Origin of the sequence: Bacillus massiliigorillae (assembly GCF_000380245.2) — a bacterium.
Lineage (GTDB): Bacteria > Bacillota > Bacilli > Bacillales > DSM-1321 > Bacillus_AD > Bacillus_AD massiliigorillae.
Window position 1 is genome coordinate 1,606,668 of sequence record NZ_HG428741.1, and the last position, 14,959, is coordinate 1,621,626.

Annotated in this window: 14 protein-coding genes and 1 pseudogene; 12 read left to right on the forward strand and 3 right to left on the reverse strand. The window is 31.7% G+C overall.

Annotated elements, in window-relative coordinates; translation table 11 throughout:
* Nucleotides 1-75: 75 nt before the first annotated feature.
* The 7 genes from TX86_RS25685 (at nucleotide 76) to TX86_RS07480 (ending at nucleotide 7,267) form a co-directional block, all read left to right on the forward strand.
* Nucleotides 76-627 carry a DUF4358 domain-containing protein gene (locus TX86_RS25685; protein ID WP_052343582.1) on the forward strand — a complete coding sequence of 184 codons (552 nt, stop codon included), beginning with the start codon at nucleotides 76-78 and terminating at the stop codon, nucleotides 625-627.
* A 72-nt stretch (nucleotides 628-699) separates the two neighbouring features.
* On the forward strand, nucleotides 700-2,109 hold the full coding sequence (locus TX86_RS07455; RefSeq protein ID WP_042350289.1) for an MBOAT family O-acyltransferase: 1,410 nt from the start codon (nucleotides 700-702) through the stop codon (nucleotides 2,107-2,109).
* Between the two features lie 12 nt (nucleotides 2,110-2,121).
* Nucleotides 2,122-3,243: a DHHW family protein gene (locus tag TX86_RS07460; protein ID WP_042347639.1), complete on the forward strand. Its 1,122-nt coding sequence runs from the start codon at nucleotides 2,122-2,124 to the stop codon at nucleotides 3,241-3,243.
* 128 nt (nucleotides 3,244-3,371) lie between these two features.
* Nucleotides 3,372-4,304 (forward strand): alpha/beta hydrolase, encoded by a 933-nt coding sequence (locus tag TX86_RS07465; RefSeq protein WP_042350291.1) that lies wholly within the window; start codon nucleotides 3,372-3,374, stop codon nucleotides 4,302-4,304.
* A 117-nt stretch (nucleotides 4,305-4,421) separates the two neighbouring features.
* Complete coding sequence (locus TX86_RS25690; protein WP_052343583.1) at nucleotides 4,422-4,961, forward strand: cysteine hydrolase family protein; 540 nt, start codon at nucleotides 4,422-4,424, stop codon at nucleotides 4,959-4,961.
* A 65-nt stretch (nucleotides 4,962-5,026) separates the two neighbouring features.
* A complete protein-coding gene (locus TX86_RS25695) occupies nucleotides 5,027-6,268 on the forward strand; it encodes an ATP-binding protein (protein WP_052343584.1) in 1,242 nt (413 codons plus the stop codon).
* A 117-nt stretch (nucleotides 6,269-6,385) separates the two neighbouring features.
* The gene (locus TX86_RS07480) at nucleotides 6,386-7,267 is read left to right on the forward strand and encodes a radical SAM/SPASM domain-containing protein (RefSeq protein WP_042347641.1); all 882 of its coding nucleotides are present in this window, start codon (nucleotides 6,386-6,388) and stop codon (nucleotides 7,265-7,267) included.
* 102 nt (nucleotides 7,268-7,369) lie between these two features.
* On the opposite strand, the gene TX86_RS07485 is transcribed toward TX86_RS07480, so the two are convergent.
* Genes TX86_RS07485 through TX86_RS07495 form a run of 3 tightly spaced genes read right to left on the reverse strand, consistent with a single transcriptional unit; the run spans nucleotide 7,370 to nucleotide 9,219 of the window.
* Entirely contained in the window at nucleotides 7,370-7,732 is a 363-nt protein-coding gene (locus TX86_RS07485) for a hypothetical protein (RefSeq protein ID WP_042347643.1), read from the reverse strand.
* Nucleotides 7,733-7,760: 28 nt separating this feature from the next.
* Entirely contained in the window at nucleotides 7,761-8,720 is a 960-nt protein-coding gene (locus tag TX86_RS07490; RefSeq protein ID WP_042347645.1) for an anti sigma factor C-terminal domain-containing protein, read from the reverse strand.
* A complete protein-coding gene (locus tag TX86_RS07495; RefSeq protein ID WP_042347647.1) occupies nucleotides 8,704-9,219 on the reverse strand; it encodes an RNA polymerase sigma factor in 516 nt (171 codons plus the stop codon). The genes TX86_RS07490 and TX86_RS07495 overlap by 17 nt, the downstream gene beginning before the upstream one ends.
* Before the next feature lie 237 nt (nucleotides 9,220-9,456).
* On the opposite strand from TX86_RS07495, the gene TX86_RS07500 reads away from it, so the two are divergent.
* The 5 genes and pseudogenes from TX86_RS07500 to TX86_RS07515 all read left to right on the forward strand — a co-directional run bounded on the left by TX86_RS07500 (nucleotide 9,457) and on the right by TX86_RS07515 (nucleotide 14,698).
* Nucleotides 9,457-9,825 (forward strand): YkvA family protein, encoded by a 369-nt coding sequence (locus TX86_RS07500; RefSeq protein ID WP_081707704.1) that lies wholly within the window; start codon nucleotides 9,457-9,459, stop codon nucleotides 9,823-9,825.
* Nucleotides 9,826-10,051: 226 nt separating this feature from the next.
* Nucleotides 10,052-10,573, forward strand: a pseudogene (locus TX86_RS27775) (protoglobin domain-containing protein); the annotation flags it as partial.
* 129 nt (nucleotides 10,574-10,702) lie between these two features.
* Nucleotides 10,703-11,335: a methyl-accepting chemotaxis protein gene (locus tag TX86_RS27780; protein ID WP_439096846.1), complete on the forward strand. Its 633-nt coding sequence runs from the start codon at nucleotides 10,703-10,705 to the stop codon at nucleotides 11,333-11,335.
* A gap of 123 nt (nucleotides 11,336-11,458) precedes the next feature.
* Complete coding sequence (locus TX86_RS07510; protein ID WP_052343585.1) at nucleotides 11,459-12,217, forward strand: protoglobin domain-containing protein; 759 nt, start codon at nucleotides 11,459-11,461, stop codon at nucleotides 12,215-12,217.
* 342 nt (nucleotides 12,218-12,559) lie between these two features.
* Nucleotides 12,560-14,698 carry a penicillin-binding transpeptidase domain-containing protein gene (locus TX86_RS07515; protein WP_042347653.1) on the forward strand — a complete coding sequence of 713 codons (2,139 nt, stop codon included), beginning with the start codon at nucleotides 12,560-12,562 and terminating at the stop codon, nucleotides 14,696-14,698.
* Nucleotides 14,699-14,959 lie beyond the last annotated feature (261 nt).

Consider the following 14,959-nt stretch of genomic DNA (forward strand, 5'->3'; position numbering starts at 1 on the left):
AAAATGTAACCTTTTCGTATAATCTATCGTCAAACACAAAGACTAATATAAAAACATAATATGTAGGAGGATTACATGAAGAAATTTATGACTGTATTAATAACAGCAATTGCATTATTGTCAATTGTTGCATGTGGGAATAAGTCAAATGATAAGAAGGAAGTAGCATCTGTCGATACGATTTTATCAGAGATAAAAGAACAAATTGCTTCGGATTACAAAGAAAGTGGTGTTGAGGAAGAAGTACTTGTTGATAACAAGTTACAAGGGTTTGTAGAAGCTGACTTAATCAAAAAAACTGATGATCCAGCAAACAATATATACATAGAAAAATTAAAGCTTAACAAAGATGATATTGAAGCTGGAATAGTACTTGCTCCAATGATGAATACGAAATCAGACGAAATTATTATTTTGAAAGCAAAAGATGAGAAGCAGGTTAAGGAATTAAAAAAAATATTAGAGAAAGAAAAAGAAGCCCAAATTGCGCAATGGGAAAGATATCTACCAGATCAATATGAGAAGGTGAAAAACAACATTATCAAAACAAATGGGAAATACTTATTGTATGTAACGTATGATGATCCAAGTAAAATTGAATCTATTTTTGATAAGCATACTAAATAAATAGCAGTTTTTACATGAAAAAGGCACTTTATTGTGCCTTTTTCATTCAATTTGTTAAATGGAAGTGGTTTTGTGGTTTTTAGTAGCTTAACATTTTTATTTTTCTTTTTGCCGATATCGCTTGTATTGTATTATATTTGTCCCAAAAAGGTAAAAAATCTTGTTTTACTCGTTTTGAGCCTTCTTTTCTATGCGTGGGGAGAGCCTGTTTATATTGTACTTATGATTTTTTCAGCGATTTCGGATTATTTTCATGGTTTATTAATTTATAAATACAGAGAAATGAAACCATCACGAGCAAAACTCTTCCTTATCTCTTCATTAATCATTAATATTGGCTTACTTTCATTTTTTAAATATAGTGATTTCTTAATTGAAAATATAAATTATTTGTTTAATGTACAGATCAATTATTTGGAATTACCACTTCCTATTGGAATTTCATTTTATACATTTCAAACAATGTCTTACAGTATAGATGTTTTTAGGGGTACTGTTTTACCACAAAGAAATCCAATTGCACTCGCTACATATGTATCTTTATTCCCTCAATTAATTGCAGGACCAATCGTTCGCTATGAGGTCATTGAGAAAGAGCTAACGAATCGAACGGTTTCAGTGAAAGAATTTGCGGAAGGTGTACAGCTATTTATTATTGGATTAGGAAAAAAGGTATTACTAGCAAATAATATTGGTTTGCTATGGGATGAAATCCAAAATCAAAGTATAAGTGAACTAAGTGTATTAACTACATGGTTAGGAATTGTTGCATTTGCTCTGCAAATTTATTTTGATTTTAGTGGATATTCAGATATGGCGATTGGTTTAGGTAAAATGTTTGGTTTTCATTTTCCTAAAAACTTTCATTATCCGTATATGTCGACAAGTATGACGGAATTTTGGAGAAGATGGCATATGACGCTTGGTAATTGGTTTAGAGATTATGTCTATATACCATTAGGTGGTAGTCGTAAAGGTAAGTGGCGATTATATCTTAATTTGTTTATTGTATGGGGATTGACTGGTATTTGGCATGGTGCTAGCTGGAATTTTGTCATGTGGGGATTGTATTTTGCTATATTTATAAGCATTGAAAAAGCAGGCTTGTTACACTTTTTAAAGAAATGTCACCCATTTTTTCAACATACATATTTTATTTTCTTCATCTTAATTGGTTGGGTTTTATTCGCTTTCGATGATTATCAAAAAGGGTTAGATTATTTGGCTAGTATGTTTGGCTTTGCGAGTAATGGCTTTTTTGACTCGTTATTTATGTATTATTTCTATACGAATATTGTTTTACTTTTGATTGTTCTTGTAGCAGCAACACCAGTTTGGGATACTATGCGCGAAAAATTTATAAACAAGCAAGCAAGGATAATGACTGTTCTATTGTCGGTCTATTATGTATGCATATTAATAATTTCAACTGCATATTTAGTGGATGAGTCATTTAATCCATTTCTATATTTTCGTTTTTAATGAGGCGATGAAATGTCTTTATATAATAAGATAATAATTGGTATTTTTCTATGTTTTATTGCTGGAATAGCAATGCTGAATGTGGTTTCAACTGATCGTGGCTTTTCAGAGAAGGAAAACCGTCCTTTAATGCAGCTTCCCAAGTTTTCATTAGAAAGTTTTTTTTCGGGTAGTTATACCGAAGACTTTGAGGAATATATGACCGATCAGTTTACAGGTAAAGAGTTTTGGTTATCAGTAAAGGCTAAGGTTGAGAAAATGTTGCTGAAACAAGAGAATCACGGGATATATATAGGGAAGGACGGTTTTTTGTTAGAACGTTTTAATAAGCCAAGTAATCAACTAATGGATAATGTAGATAGCATAAATTATTTTGCAAAGAAAGCGACTGATATATCTTCATACTTTTTATTAGTACCTACCTCTATAGCTGTAAATAATGATAAACTACCTCCATTTGCACCAAACTATAGTCAGAGAGAAGTAATACAAACGGTAAATGATAAATTATCATCATCGATAGCTTTTATAGATGTGTATAAAAACCTTTTAGAACAAAAAGATGAATATATCTATTTTAAAACGGATCATCACTGGACAATGCGAGGTGCTTATCTTGCTTATGAGAAGGTTGCTCCCATTCTTAATATCGCGCCTTATCCAATAAAAGAGTTTTCAATTGAAAAGGTCTCATCTAATTTTTTGGGTACTTTTTATAATAAGGTGAACAATACGTCCATTCGTTCTGATTCTATTGAGGTTTTTAAGCCATGTTTTGATGTTACGTATAGGGTGGATTATGATGATGGACAGGTAAGTAGTTCACTATATAATGAAGAATTTTTACGTAAAAGAGATCAGTATTCGTATTTTCTTAATGGAAATCATAGTACAGTTAAGATTACTTCAAGTGTTAAAAATGGGCGTAAAATTGCTGTTATTAAAGATTCTTATGCGCATGCATTTATACCATTTTTAGCTAATCATTTTGAGGAGATTTTTGTGATTGATTTGCGATATAATCATTCTAATATTTATCAATATTTAAATGAGCAAAATATAAATGAGGTTCTGTTTTTATACAATATCGTTACTTTTTCTACTGATACAAATTTAATTTGGTTGCGACAATAGTTTATGTAATTTAGTGGTAATATAATGTAATTATTCATTTCCAATATACAATTATGACCTACTACTGATAGTATGTGTTAAGTAAAGAAAAAAAGTAAATTGGAGCGGTGGGCTTGAGAAAGAAAAAAATGATTATTACATTAACCGTCGTAATTGTTATACTATTAGCTAGCTTAATTGGCGTTAGTAGTTATTTTTATAATATTGCAGTAGCGAGTGGTCCTAAGGACTTTTTAAATGACAATCCTGATTTAGAAGTTTCAAGTGACATGAACCTGAAATATGAAGGAAAAGAATGGTTGGCACGTACCACTTTTGAAGACGTAACAATAACATCAGACGATGGTTTAAAATTAAAAGGTTATTATTTTGAAGCAAAAAAACCAACAAATAAAACAGTGATTATTGCTCACGGCTATTCAGGTGTAGCAAAAGATATGGCTCGATTTGCGAAGTTTTATCAAGAAAAATTAGATTACAACGTTTTAATGCCAGATGCACGTGGTCATGGTGAAAGTGAAGGAAATTACATTGGCTTTGGTTGGCCAGAACGAAGAGATTATCAAAAATGGATTAACTATATTATAGAAAAGAATGGTCAAGACTCTGAGATTGTTCTTCATGGTGTTTCAATGGGAGGAGCTACTGTTTTAATGACAAGTGGTGAAGAACTTCCAAAACAAGTGAAAGCAATTGTTGAAGATTGTGGTTATACATCTGCTGAAGGTGTGTTAAAGTATCAGCTTAAACGTATGTACAATTTACCAAGCTTTCCTATCATCGGTAGTACAAGTGCGATGACAAAACTTCGTGCTGGCTATACATTTGCTGAGGCTTCAGCACTCGAGCAAGTTAAAAAAGCAAAATTACCGATCCTGTTTATTCATGGTGAAGATGACACATTTGTTCCAGTAGAAATGGTACATGAACTATATAAAGCTGCCAAAACGGAAAAGGAATTATATCTTGTTCCAAATGCAGAGCATGGTAATGCATATGATGCAAATCCGGCTACTTACGAACAAAAAGTAACGGAATTTATTGGGAAATATATACAATAATAGAATTATGAAAATGACTCTTTTTCAATGAAGAGTCATTTTTTTGTGATATAATCTGAAACTAATTGAGTAGGACAAACGTAATATAAACTGTTGTAAAAAAAGGGGGAATCAATAATGAACAAAGCTTTACTAGTATTAGACATGCAAAAGGACTATATTGGAGAACATGCTAAAATGTCGGTAGCTAAACAGCAAATAACTCCTTTACTAAATAGTGTAAACAAGGTTATTTCTGAATGTGAAAATGTCGGATTTTCAGTCATTTATATAAGGAATGAATTCGAAGCAAAACAAATAATTAGGAATTTTTTACGTAAACAAACAGGGATAAAAGGTAGTAATGGAGCAGAATTAGATGATAGATTATTAATGGTTGGTGATACATACTTTTCAAAAAATATAGCTGATGCCATGAGTAATCGAAAGCTTATAGAATTTATAGAAATGAAGGGCATAACAGATTTATGGATTGTAGGTGTATTTGCCGAAGGGTGTATAATGGCAACTGTAAAGGAAGCCTTGCGAAAAAAATATACAGTAACGGTGATAGAGGATGGAATTGCAAGCGCATCTGATCAAAAAAGGTTAGCAAGTATACAAAAATTACGATTAATGGGAGTAGAGCTTGTCCATAGTTCGAATTTAGTAACTTAATCATTTTAATTTACAAAATATTCTGTGAACATTAATATGTAAATAAAAGTATATAAAGGTGATTTATGCTAAAAAACTCTAGGTACTATCAAAACCAAAATCGTTTAATTTTAAAAAGTTTCATGGCTATTATTTCTGTATTGCTCATAGTCGATATTTCAGTATCATCCATATCGTGGAAAGACAATCCCGTACCTATGACCATTCACATTATTTTAATTACGGCAATGATTATTTCTTTTTTGTTTTATATTCAGCAAGAATCTCTTACTTCAAAACGTCTGTTTATTGGTTTTATAACTATATATTTATATGTGAAATTCTGGACGTTTCCTGATACTGTAATCATGCTTCGCTTGTTAGCGATGGGGCCTATTATTCCTATTTTCTTGTTTGATAGAATTTCTTTCTACGTTGTTTCATCATTGAACTTTATACTCGGACCATTATTTATTTTAATCATTGTCCAAACAGATTTAACAGATAAGTTTCAATATCTTTCTTATGATGGATTTGGAAATACAATCAATTTTATTGCAATTCAAATACTATTAGTGTTTGTATTTATAGGAACAAAGAATAGAATGCAATCAGCTGATGCTTTTCATAAAGAAATGCAACAAGCAAAACAATTGAATTCCATCGGACAGTTAGCAGCTACAATAGCTCATGAAATTAGAAATCCAATTACAGTCGTAAAGGGCTTTGCTCAATTACTCCATCAAGATAAAGAATTGAATGAAAGCCAAAAATATTATGTTGAAACTATGCTGAATGAGTTAGAATATACACAAATCATTATCAATGACTTTTTATCCTTAGCAAAACCGCAAACTGAAAATATACAAATTGTTCAATTGAGAGATGAATTAAGAAAAGTATGTGATTTATTGGCGAGTTTCGCAAATCTTCATAATATCGGTATCACTTTGCATTCGTCAGATAATCTTGCAATAGAAATAAATCCTATTGAGCTTAAGCAAGTTTTAGTGAACATAATAAAAAATGGGATTGAAGCAATGAGTAACCCAGGATTTATTAATGTAACTGTTGAACGAGTGGATGAAATGGCACAAATAAAAGTTACAGATATGGGTAATGGTATGTCTCAGGAGCAAATAGATAAGCTTGGGACACCATTTTATTCTTTAAAGAATAGAGGGACAGGCATCGGCTTAACTCTTAGCTATAACATTATCCAGAAATATAAAGGGAAGATTGTAGTTGAAAGTCAATTACATAAGGGAACAAGCTTTTCTATTTACCTGCCGTTATATGAAAAAGATAAAAGACAGCAGGTAATGTGAAATAGTTGATTGGAATATACGTCCATAACTTTCTTTTAGGTTGATTTCTATACGTAACAATGCGTATAGTAGAAAGCAGATTGAAAAAGTTTGCTAGAAGAAATAGGAGTCAACAAAATGAGAAAGTTTAAAAAGATATATGTTGAAATAACAAATATATGTAACTTAAGCTGTAATTTTTGTCCAAGTTCAAGCTTAGGTAGAGCGAAGAAGCTAATGAAAGAAGAAGGTTTTGCTCATATTTTGAAGGAAATTAAACCGTATACAGATCATATATATTTTCATTTAATGGGTGAGCCATTTTTAAATAAGAATGTTGATCACTTTTTGGACTTAGCTGCTGAATCGGGCTTGAAGGTTAATATTACAACAAATGGAACATTAATAAAAAAAGTCAAAGAAAAGCTATTACCTAAAAAGGCACTTCGACAAGTCAATATATCATTACACAGTTTTGAGGCAAATGACATTAATAAGGATTTAGATACGTATGTTAGTGACATTGCTAATTTTATAAATGAAGCGACAGAAAAGAGCGACATCATTTGTGCGATTCGTTTATGGAATATGGATACAGAAGAATTGAAGGCAAGTAATGCGTTAAATGATGATATATTAAGCATGCTTGAAGATAAACTAAATCTAGAGATTCGTTTAAGTGAAGAACTTCAGCATAAAACGAATATTAAATTAAAGGAACGCGTTTATATTAATATGGCTGAGAAGTTTGAATGGCCTGATATGGATCGTGACATTATCGATGAGAATGTATTTTGTTACGGCTTACGTGATCAAATTGGTATTCTAGTAGATGGCACAGTCGTACCATGCTGTCTTGATAGTGAAGGAAACATACCATTAGGAAATATTTTTGAGTCTTCATTAGAAGATATAATTATGAGTGAACGAGCTAAAAATATGTATGATGGTTTCTCAAGAAGATGTGCTGTTGAAGAATTATGTAAACGTTGTGGTTACGCTAAGCGACATAAAAAATAAAGTGACGTTGGTTAGAGAGAGTAATTCATCCTACCTGAGTTTTAGTTAATTAGAAGAAATAAGGAAATGCCGATTTACATTATATTGTAAATCGGCATTTTTTTAATCTTTTTTAATAATTGACCTAACAAGTAATACAATCCCAGTTAAAACACTAAGTCCAGCTAGTGGAATAGAAGCTGTAAAAGAAGTATTCATAAATAACATAATAGCAATTACTTGAATAACAGCTGCAACTAAACCAATTATGAATCTTTTTTGATTTTGTCTACGTGCAGCAATGAACAACTGAATAGATAGTACATTTGCAACTAAGATGATAGAAAAAGCTATTAAATAATCTATTGAAAATATGCTTGTACCTTCTTGTGTCGCAAATAATGAGAATAGAGCGATAGGGAATGCACCTATGTTTATTGTTATGACTACTAAAGTCCATATAATCCAGTATATTAATTTGTTCATAATTGTAACTCTCCCTGTTGTTAAATATTTAATATTTATCAGTAATGACGCCAAAGCTTGATGCTTTGATATAAGTTTTATTTAGTAGTTGTTTTAATTGATGTTTATCACCAACGACTACCACCCCTATAATGCGGACATTATCTTTAAGCAATGTTGGATGACCTTGTTTCAGTACAGATTGAATGGTTTTAAATTCTTCTTTGTATGAACCACCTTTACTAGTGGCAATTTCTAATGTTTCAATAAATGTATTTACAGGATCTTTTATATTTTCCCCAGACTTTGAAATTGAAGGGAAACCTGCAACTTGATTTTCTTTTAATATGATATTTGGAGATTCAGCAAACTTGGTTTTTGATTCTTTTAATCCTTCAATTTCCTCTTTTGAATATGCATTGATCCAGTTCCATTGGAGTGTAACTTCTTTAGGTAACATTGAAATAACTTCATTATAGGAGTAATCACGGTCAAATGATAACGCCATTTCTATCAATTTTCCTTCATTAACTTGATTCAGTTTAGCTAAATCATTTGCATATTGTATATATGATATGGAAGGATGAAAAAAATTCATCAGCCGATAACCTGAATAAGAATATTCTTCAAACACTGATTTTCCAACATTCACCTCAATCGTTGGTGAATCAAATGAAACTTCCCCTATATTAACTAATTTTCCACTTAATAATTTGTATTTTGGAGCATTCGCCGAACTCCCGATTAATTTATATTGTTCGGTCCAGTTTCCAGTGTAAGTATTAGCTCCATATATTTCGTAGTATAGTTCTTTCGCAGTTATTTTTTGATTTATAAAATATGGTGTTAATTGAAGTTTTAATACAATTAAAAGTGTGATGACACAACTTGATACTAAAAAACTTACTCCAATTATTCGAACATAACTTTTTCTTTTAGCTGACTTAATTAGATTTTCTTCATTGAAAGTGGGGTCAAATAAATGATCGACTTCATGATCTTCTCTCAATATGTTCACTCCATTTCTTACCGAACTCTTTTCTAGCTCTGTATAAAGAGGTTCGAATTGTTTCAACCTTCATATCAAGCAAAGATGATATTTCTTCATAAGATAATCCAAGGTCATATTTTAGAATTAATAAATTTTTGAAACTAGGTTTTAGTTCGTTTAAGATGCTTTGTACTTCACCATGTAATTCTTTTAGCAGTAATATATCTTCGCTTGTTTCTTCTTGAATAAAATAATGAATAAATGCTTCATGATTAATATTGACTTTGGGGTATCGCTGATTTCTCCTACATTTATCGTAAAATTGATGAATAGATACTTTAAAAAGCCAAGCAGAAAGGTTGTTTACTTCAAGGTGAACCATATTTTCAATGGCTTTGTAGAACGTAGTTTGGACAATGTCTTCTGCATTTTCTTTTGAACAACCAATGCTTATTAGGTGTTTAAAAATGATTTGAGATTTCTGTTTATATAAGTCTTCTATGGTTTCAATCTTCATTTTTCCTCCTTTCACTTATATAACGAATGAGAATGAAGAAAGTGTACAAGTATAATAAAAAATCTTTAATTATATTTTTAATTAAATGAGCTAAGATATCCATCGTTTGAAGAGTATTATAGCTGAATTTTACATAAACGATGTGTTTTCATATAATTAGGGATATAGAGTTGGGTAATAACTATTTAGGGGGTAATACGAGTGGATTCAGTAAATGAACAAGAAGTATTAAACCAAATACAAATTGCAGAAAAAAACTATTCGGAAGATAAATTTTGGGATAAGCTTAAGAAATATGGTAAGAAAGCGGGTTCGTCGGTTGTTTACGCAGTGTTACTACTTTATTTCACATTACAAAAGCCCGAAGTACCAGCCAAAACAAAGGCTATTATTGTCGGAGCTTTAGGCTATTTCATTTTACCTTTTGATTTAATTCCTGATGTGGCACTGGGAGTGGGCTTTACCGACGATTTAGGTGCGCTTGGTATTGCATTGTTACAGGTGGCAATGTACATCGATGATGACATTAAGGAAAAAGCAAAAGTCAAACTAACAGATTGGTTTGGAAGTCAAGTCGATACAACAGAAATAGATACGAAATTATAACAAAGGCGGTTTCAAAAGTGATATGTCATTACTTTTGAAACGCCTTTTTCGTTATGCAGAATGAAAAAGGGTTTCTTTTAATAGTGAAAATAATAACAGAGGGAATATTAACAATTTGTCGACAATTAGAGAAAAACTAATAACATAAACTATGGGGATATGTTATTATATACCCATCTTGGTAATTTCTTAAAGATTTATAGTTAAATAGCAGGGGGAACCTTCCGTGATTTTCAAAAAAGAGAAGAAGCATAATATTAACTTTGATCATTGCACCGCAGAATTACAAATCAATAGAGATAGTGAGTTAGAAAAGCAAGTACAAATGATAGGACTTACTAAAGAAGATTTAAAAATGATACATAGTCTACAACCATATGTTGTGAAAGAAATAGATACTATTGTAGATGAATTTTATAAAAATTTAGAAAAAGAGCCATCATTAATACAAATTATTAATCATAGCAGTACGATTGAAAGATTGAAAAGTACCTTGCGTCAACATATTATGGAGATGTTTGATGGTGCTGTAGATCAATCATATATCAGCAAAAGAATTACGATTGCGCATATCCATGTAAGAGTAGGGTTGCAGACCAAATGGTATATGTGTGCGTTTCAAGAATTATTTTTATCCGTCACTGATATTATTGGGGAAAATGTTCCAAACGAACAAGCATTATCTTTTGTGAGAGCAGTTTCTAAAATTATGAATTTGGAACAACAATTAGTTTTAGAAGCGTATGATAATGAAAGTGAAAGAATAAAAAGCATAGTAGAAGCCCAAAAAAGTAAACTTAGAGAAGATGTGGCAAGTGCGTCACAAAATTTAGCTGCTATTTCCCAACAAACAAGTGCCTCTTTCCAACAATTAAATATGCAGTCGAACGAAATTGTCTTATTTGCTAATAGTGGTGCAGAACTGGCAATATTGGCTGAAAAACGGGCACAAAGAGGTAAAGAGCAATTAGTAGATCAAACGATGAATATGTCGGACATAGATGAATCAGTTCATGACATCTCTAAGGATATAACTATTTTATTGCAAATTTTAGAGCAGATGCAAAGCATTGTTCAAATGGTTACAAGTATAGCAGATCAAACCAATTTATTATCATTGAATGCTTCTATTGAAGCTGCAAGGGCAGGAGAGCAAGGAAGAGGCTTTTCGGTTGTTGCTGAGGAAGTTCGTAAACTTTCAGAAGACACAAAGAATTCTGTGTCAAATGTGGCGAACTTAATATCCAATACAAATAGACATGTAGGTAAATTAACAAAATCACTCGATAAAATACTTAAGGCAGTAACAATAGGTAATAATAGTATGGAAGAAACGAAAGATCATTTTGAAGATATATTAAGAACAATGAATGAAACGAAAATCCAGAATCACAAAATAAAACAGGAGCTTGTCTCATTTGTTAATGTTGTGAATGAAGTTGGGAAAGCTTCAGAACAAGTAGCATTATCTGCCGATCGTTTAACGCTAATAACACAAGATTTGGTGTAATACAGAATAAATATTATATATTTATATAAAAGCAAATGCATTGGATAATTAGCATTTGCTTATTTTTTGGTTATGGATATGTACGAAAGTCTCATAAGAGATAATATACACAATAGTTTAATCATGATAAAAGGTAGTGAATTCGAGAAGCAATTACAAATGATTGATTTTTCATTAGAAGACTTAGTGTTAATCCGCAGATTACAACCACTTGTGAATCAGAAAATAGATATCATAATTGCTCGTTTCTATCAAAATCTAGAAAAACAGCCATTACTATATCAAATTATTAATGACCATAGTTCCCTCGCAAAGTTAAAAAATACACTCAAACGCCATATTACAGAAATATTCAACGGGATTATTGATAATGATTATATTACTAAAAGGATTCAAATTGCTCATATCCATGTGAAAATTGGCTTACCTACAAAGTGGTATATGTGTGCCTTTCAAGATTTATTTCTATCCTTAATTACTATTATTGAGAATAATAGTGCGAATAAGGAAGAATGTGTAAGGACATTAAGTGCCGTATCAAAAATATTAAACCTTGAACATCAGCTTGTTGTCGAAGCATACAATCAAGAAGCGGAAAGAATAAAAATGAAAATTGAAGAGCAGAAGCACAATATTAGAGAGCAAGTTGCAAGTGCATCAGAAAACTTAGCGGCAATCTCTGAACAAACGAGTGCGTCATTTAATCAATTACATCTTCAATCAACCGAACTTGTTTCAAGTGCAAATTCTGGTGCGGAGTTATCATTGTTCGCTGAGAAACGAGCGCTTCAAGGTAAAGAACAGATTCAAGAACAAACAATGAGTATGGATAATATTAATGATTCTGTAAATGATATTTCTACAAATGAGACGCCTTTTTAAACACGATTAGAGAGGTAGGAGTCGCATCTGAAGAAGTTGCCAAATCAGCAGATAAATTAACAGTTTTAACCCATGAGATGAATAAAAGCGAAGGGAAGCTTAATAATCTGTTTTTGCATATAGACAATTAATTGTATTTTTAGTACTATGTATTTACTGCACCTTTTTGGAATTATTGGTTTTATTCACCAAAAATGACCGAAAAAAGGGTGTTTTTCTTTTTTAAATTAGTAATTTCTAAGATTCAGCTCATACCACTTAAATCCGCAAAAGTAATAGTAAAGGGATTAAGACTATACATAAATGATAAAGAATAAATAATAGATTTAGGGGGTGTCTATTGTGAAGGTTCTGAAAAAAAAGAATATTAACTATGGAGCAGGAGTACTATCGATTTTATTTTTACTAGTCTTTTTTATAATCGGAAGTAGACTAATATACATTCAAGTAACAGGTAAAGTGGATGGAAGAGTACTTGCGACGATGGCGGAGGAGAAATATACCTCCAAAAGAACCATACCAGCACAACGTGGTGTTATTCTCGATCGAGATGGGAATATACTCGCAAAAGATGCTGGCTCTTACGATATTATTGCTGTTCTGGATCCTGAAATGACAAAGAATAAAAAACAGCCTTTACATGTTGTGAACCTTAAAAAAACAGCAAAAAAACTTGCACCCCTATTGAATATGAAAACAAAAGAATTAGAAGAAATTCTTAATAGGAACAAAAAACAAGTTGAATTTGGAGCCAAGGGAAGGAATTTAAGCATTGATACAAAAAAGAAAATTGAAAAACTAAAACTACCTGGAATTGCTTTTAAAACAACCACAAAAAGAATGTATCCAAATGGTGATTTCGCTTCACATGTAATTGGCTTTACTAAGATGGAGAGTGAAACTAAGGAAATAGGTGTTAGTGGAATTGAAAAAAGTGAAGAACGCTATTTACTTAAAGAAGAAGGCTCCGTTACACAACAGCAAAGTCGATTTGGTTTTTTATTACCTGGTAAAAAAGCAACCATTCATCCCCCTCGTAATGGTGAAGTGATTGAATTAACACTTGATGGTAAAATTCAATATTATTTAGAATCAACGGTCGAAAAAATTAATAAGAAAAATAGACCGAATAAAATAATGGCAGTTGTTTCAGATCCGAAGACAGGTCAAATTCTTGCTATGACGTCGAGACCTAGCTTTGATCCTAATTTGAAAAATATTACATATTTTAATAATGACCTTGTATCTTATGCATTTGAGCCTGGTTCTACAATGAAAATTATTACAGTTGCCGCAGCCATTGAAGAAGGTGTGTATAAAGCAACAGATACGTATAAATCTGGTTCATATAAAATAGGATCTGATAGAATTCGAGATCATAATGAAGGCGATGGGTGGGGAGTTATCACATTTGAGGAAGGTGTACAACGTTCTTCAAATGTTGCAATGGCTGAATTGACAAAAAAAATGGGTGTTTCAACCTTTTATGATTACATAAAGAACTTTGGGCTAGATAAAAAGACGAATATAGATTTACCAAATGAAGTGGGAAGTCGAATAAATTTCACAGCTAAAAGAGATCAAATTTCTACTTCTTTTGGACAAGCATCAGCTTTTACTCCTATTCAACAAATTCAAGCAGTAAGTGCGATTGCAAATAAAGGAAACATGATGCAACCATATATTGTTAAGCGAATCATAGATTCTTCTACAGGAAATGTTCTACTGAACAAAAAGCCGAGAGTTGTTAGTCAACCTATTTCAGAAAATACGGCAGAAAAGACTCTTGAACTGTTAGAAACTGTTGTTTCTTCTAGGCATGGGACTGGGCAACCGTTTAAATTAGATCATTATAAAATAGCTGGAAAAACAGGTACTGCGCAAATATTTGAGAACGGCCACTTGTTAACTGGATTTGGTAATTATATCTATTCTTTTATGGGCTTGGCTCCAGCAGATGACCCAAGGCTTATCATTTATGTGGCCATTCAACAGCCTAAATTTCAAAGTGGTGAAACAGGGGCCTCTATTTTAGCAGAGATTATAAAACCTACGATGGAACAAAGTTTAAAGTATTTAGCTGTTAAACCCGACAAACAAAAGAATACAGCTGCAAAAAAAGAAGATTTCACAGTGAAATCGTATATTGGGGATACAATAACGGATATTTCGAATGAAGAGCTCTTGGAAGGAGTAAAAACAGTAGTATTAGGAGATGGAGATGAAATTATAAAACAATCTCCGGCAGCTGGTAGTAAATCACTTCTTTCAGAAATGGTAATACTTAAAACAAATGGTGACGTTAAAATGCCAAATTTAAAAGGCTGGTCCTTAAGGGATGTATCTCGTTTAGCATTATTATTAAATTTTGAATTTACATATTCAGGGAAAGGATATGTGGCAAGTCAAAATATACAGGCAGGAACAATTATCAATCATAAGAATGAATTGCATGTAGAACTAAATGTTGAAGGAATGTAAAGGGAGTTTATACACGTGAGCGGCATACGATTAAGCTTTAGTTGAACCAACCGAGTTGTTACACGTGTATAATCTCGCGCCTAATCATCACTGTATGAGCTTTCGTTTTAAATGAGAGAATTACCGCTAGTTTTTAAAGAGATAAAATTTTTATTTGGGAAAGCATTATTTTTGATTTATGAAATATTAATAGTAGATATGGAGAGAGTTGATCTCTCCATATCTTTATGTGAAAAACCTAGCATGTTTTTTATGATTAAG

Bases quoted from the DNA above. Each gene is read 5' to 3' on its own strand.
- TX86_RS07465 (WP_042350291.1), top strand. From the start codon at position 3,372: ATGATTATTACATTAACCGTCGTAATTGTTATACTATTAGCTAGCTTA.
- TX86_RS25690 (WP_052343583.1), top strand. From the start codon at position 4,422: ATGAACAAAGCTTTACTAGTATTAGACATGCAAAAGGACTATATTGGA.
- TX86_RS25685 (WP_052343582.1), top strand. From the start codon at position 76: ATGAAGAAATTTATGACTGTATTAATAACAGCAATTGCATTATTGTCA.
- TX86_RS25695 (WP_052343584.1), top strand. From the start codon at position 5,027: ATGCTAAAAAACTCTAGGTACTATCAAAACCAAAATCGTTTAATTTTA.
- TX86_RS07485 (WP_042347643.1), bottom strand. From the start codon at position 7,732: ATGAACAAATTAATATACTGGATTATATGGACTTTAGTAGTCATAACA.
- TX86_RS07480 (WP_042347641.1), top strand. From the start codon at position 6,386: ATGAGAAAGTTTAAAAAGATATATGTTGAAATAACAAATATATGTAAC.
- TX86_RS07510 (WP_052343585.1), top strand. From the start codon at position 11,459: ATGATAAAAGGTAGTGAATTCGAGAAGCAATTACAAATGATTGATTTT.
- TX86_RS27780 (WP_439096846.1), top strand. From the start codon at position 10,703: ATGCAGTCGAACGAAATTGTCTTATTTGCTAATAGTGGTGCAGAACTG.
- TX86_RS07495 (WP_042347647.1), bottom strand. From the start codon at position 9,219: ATGAAGATTGAAACCATAGAAGACTTATATAAACAGAAATCTCAAATC.
- TX86_RS07460 (WP_042347639.1), top strand. From the start codon at position 2,122: ATGTCTTTATATAATAAGATAATAATTGGTATTTTTCTATGTTTTATT.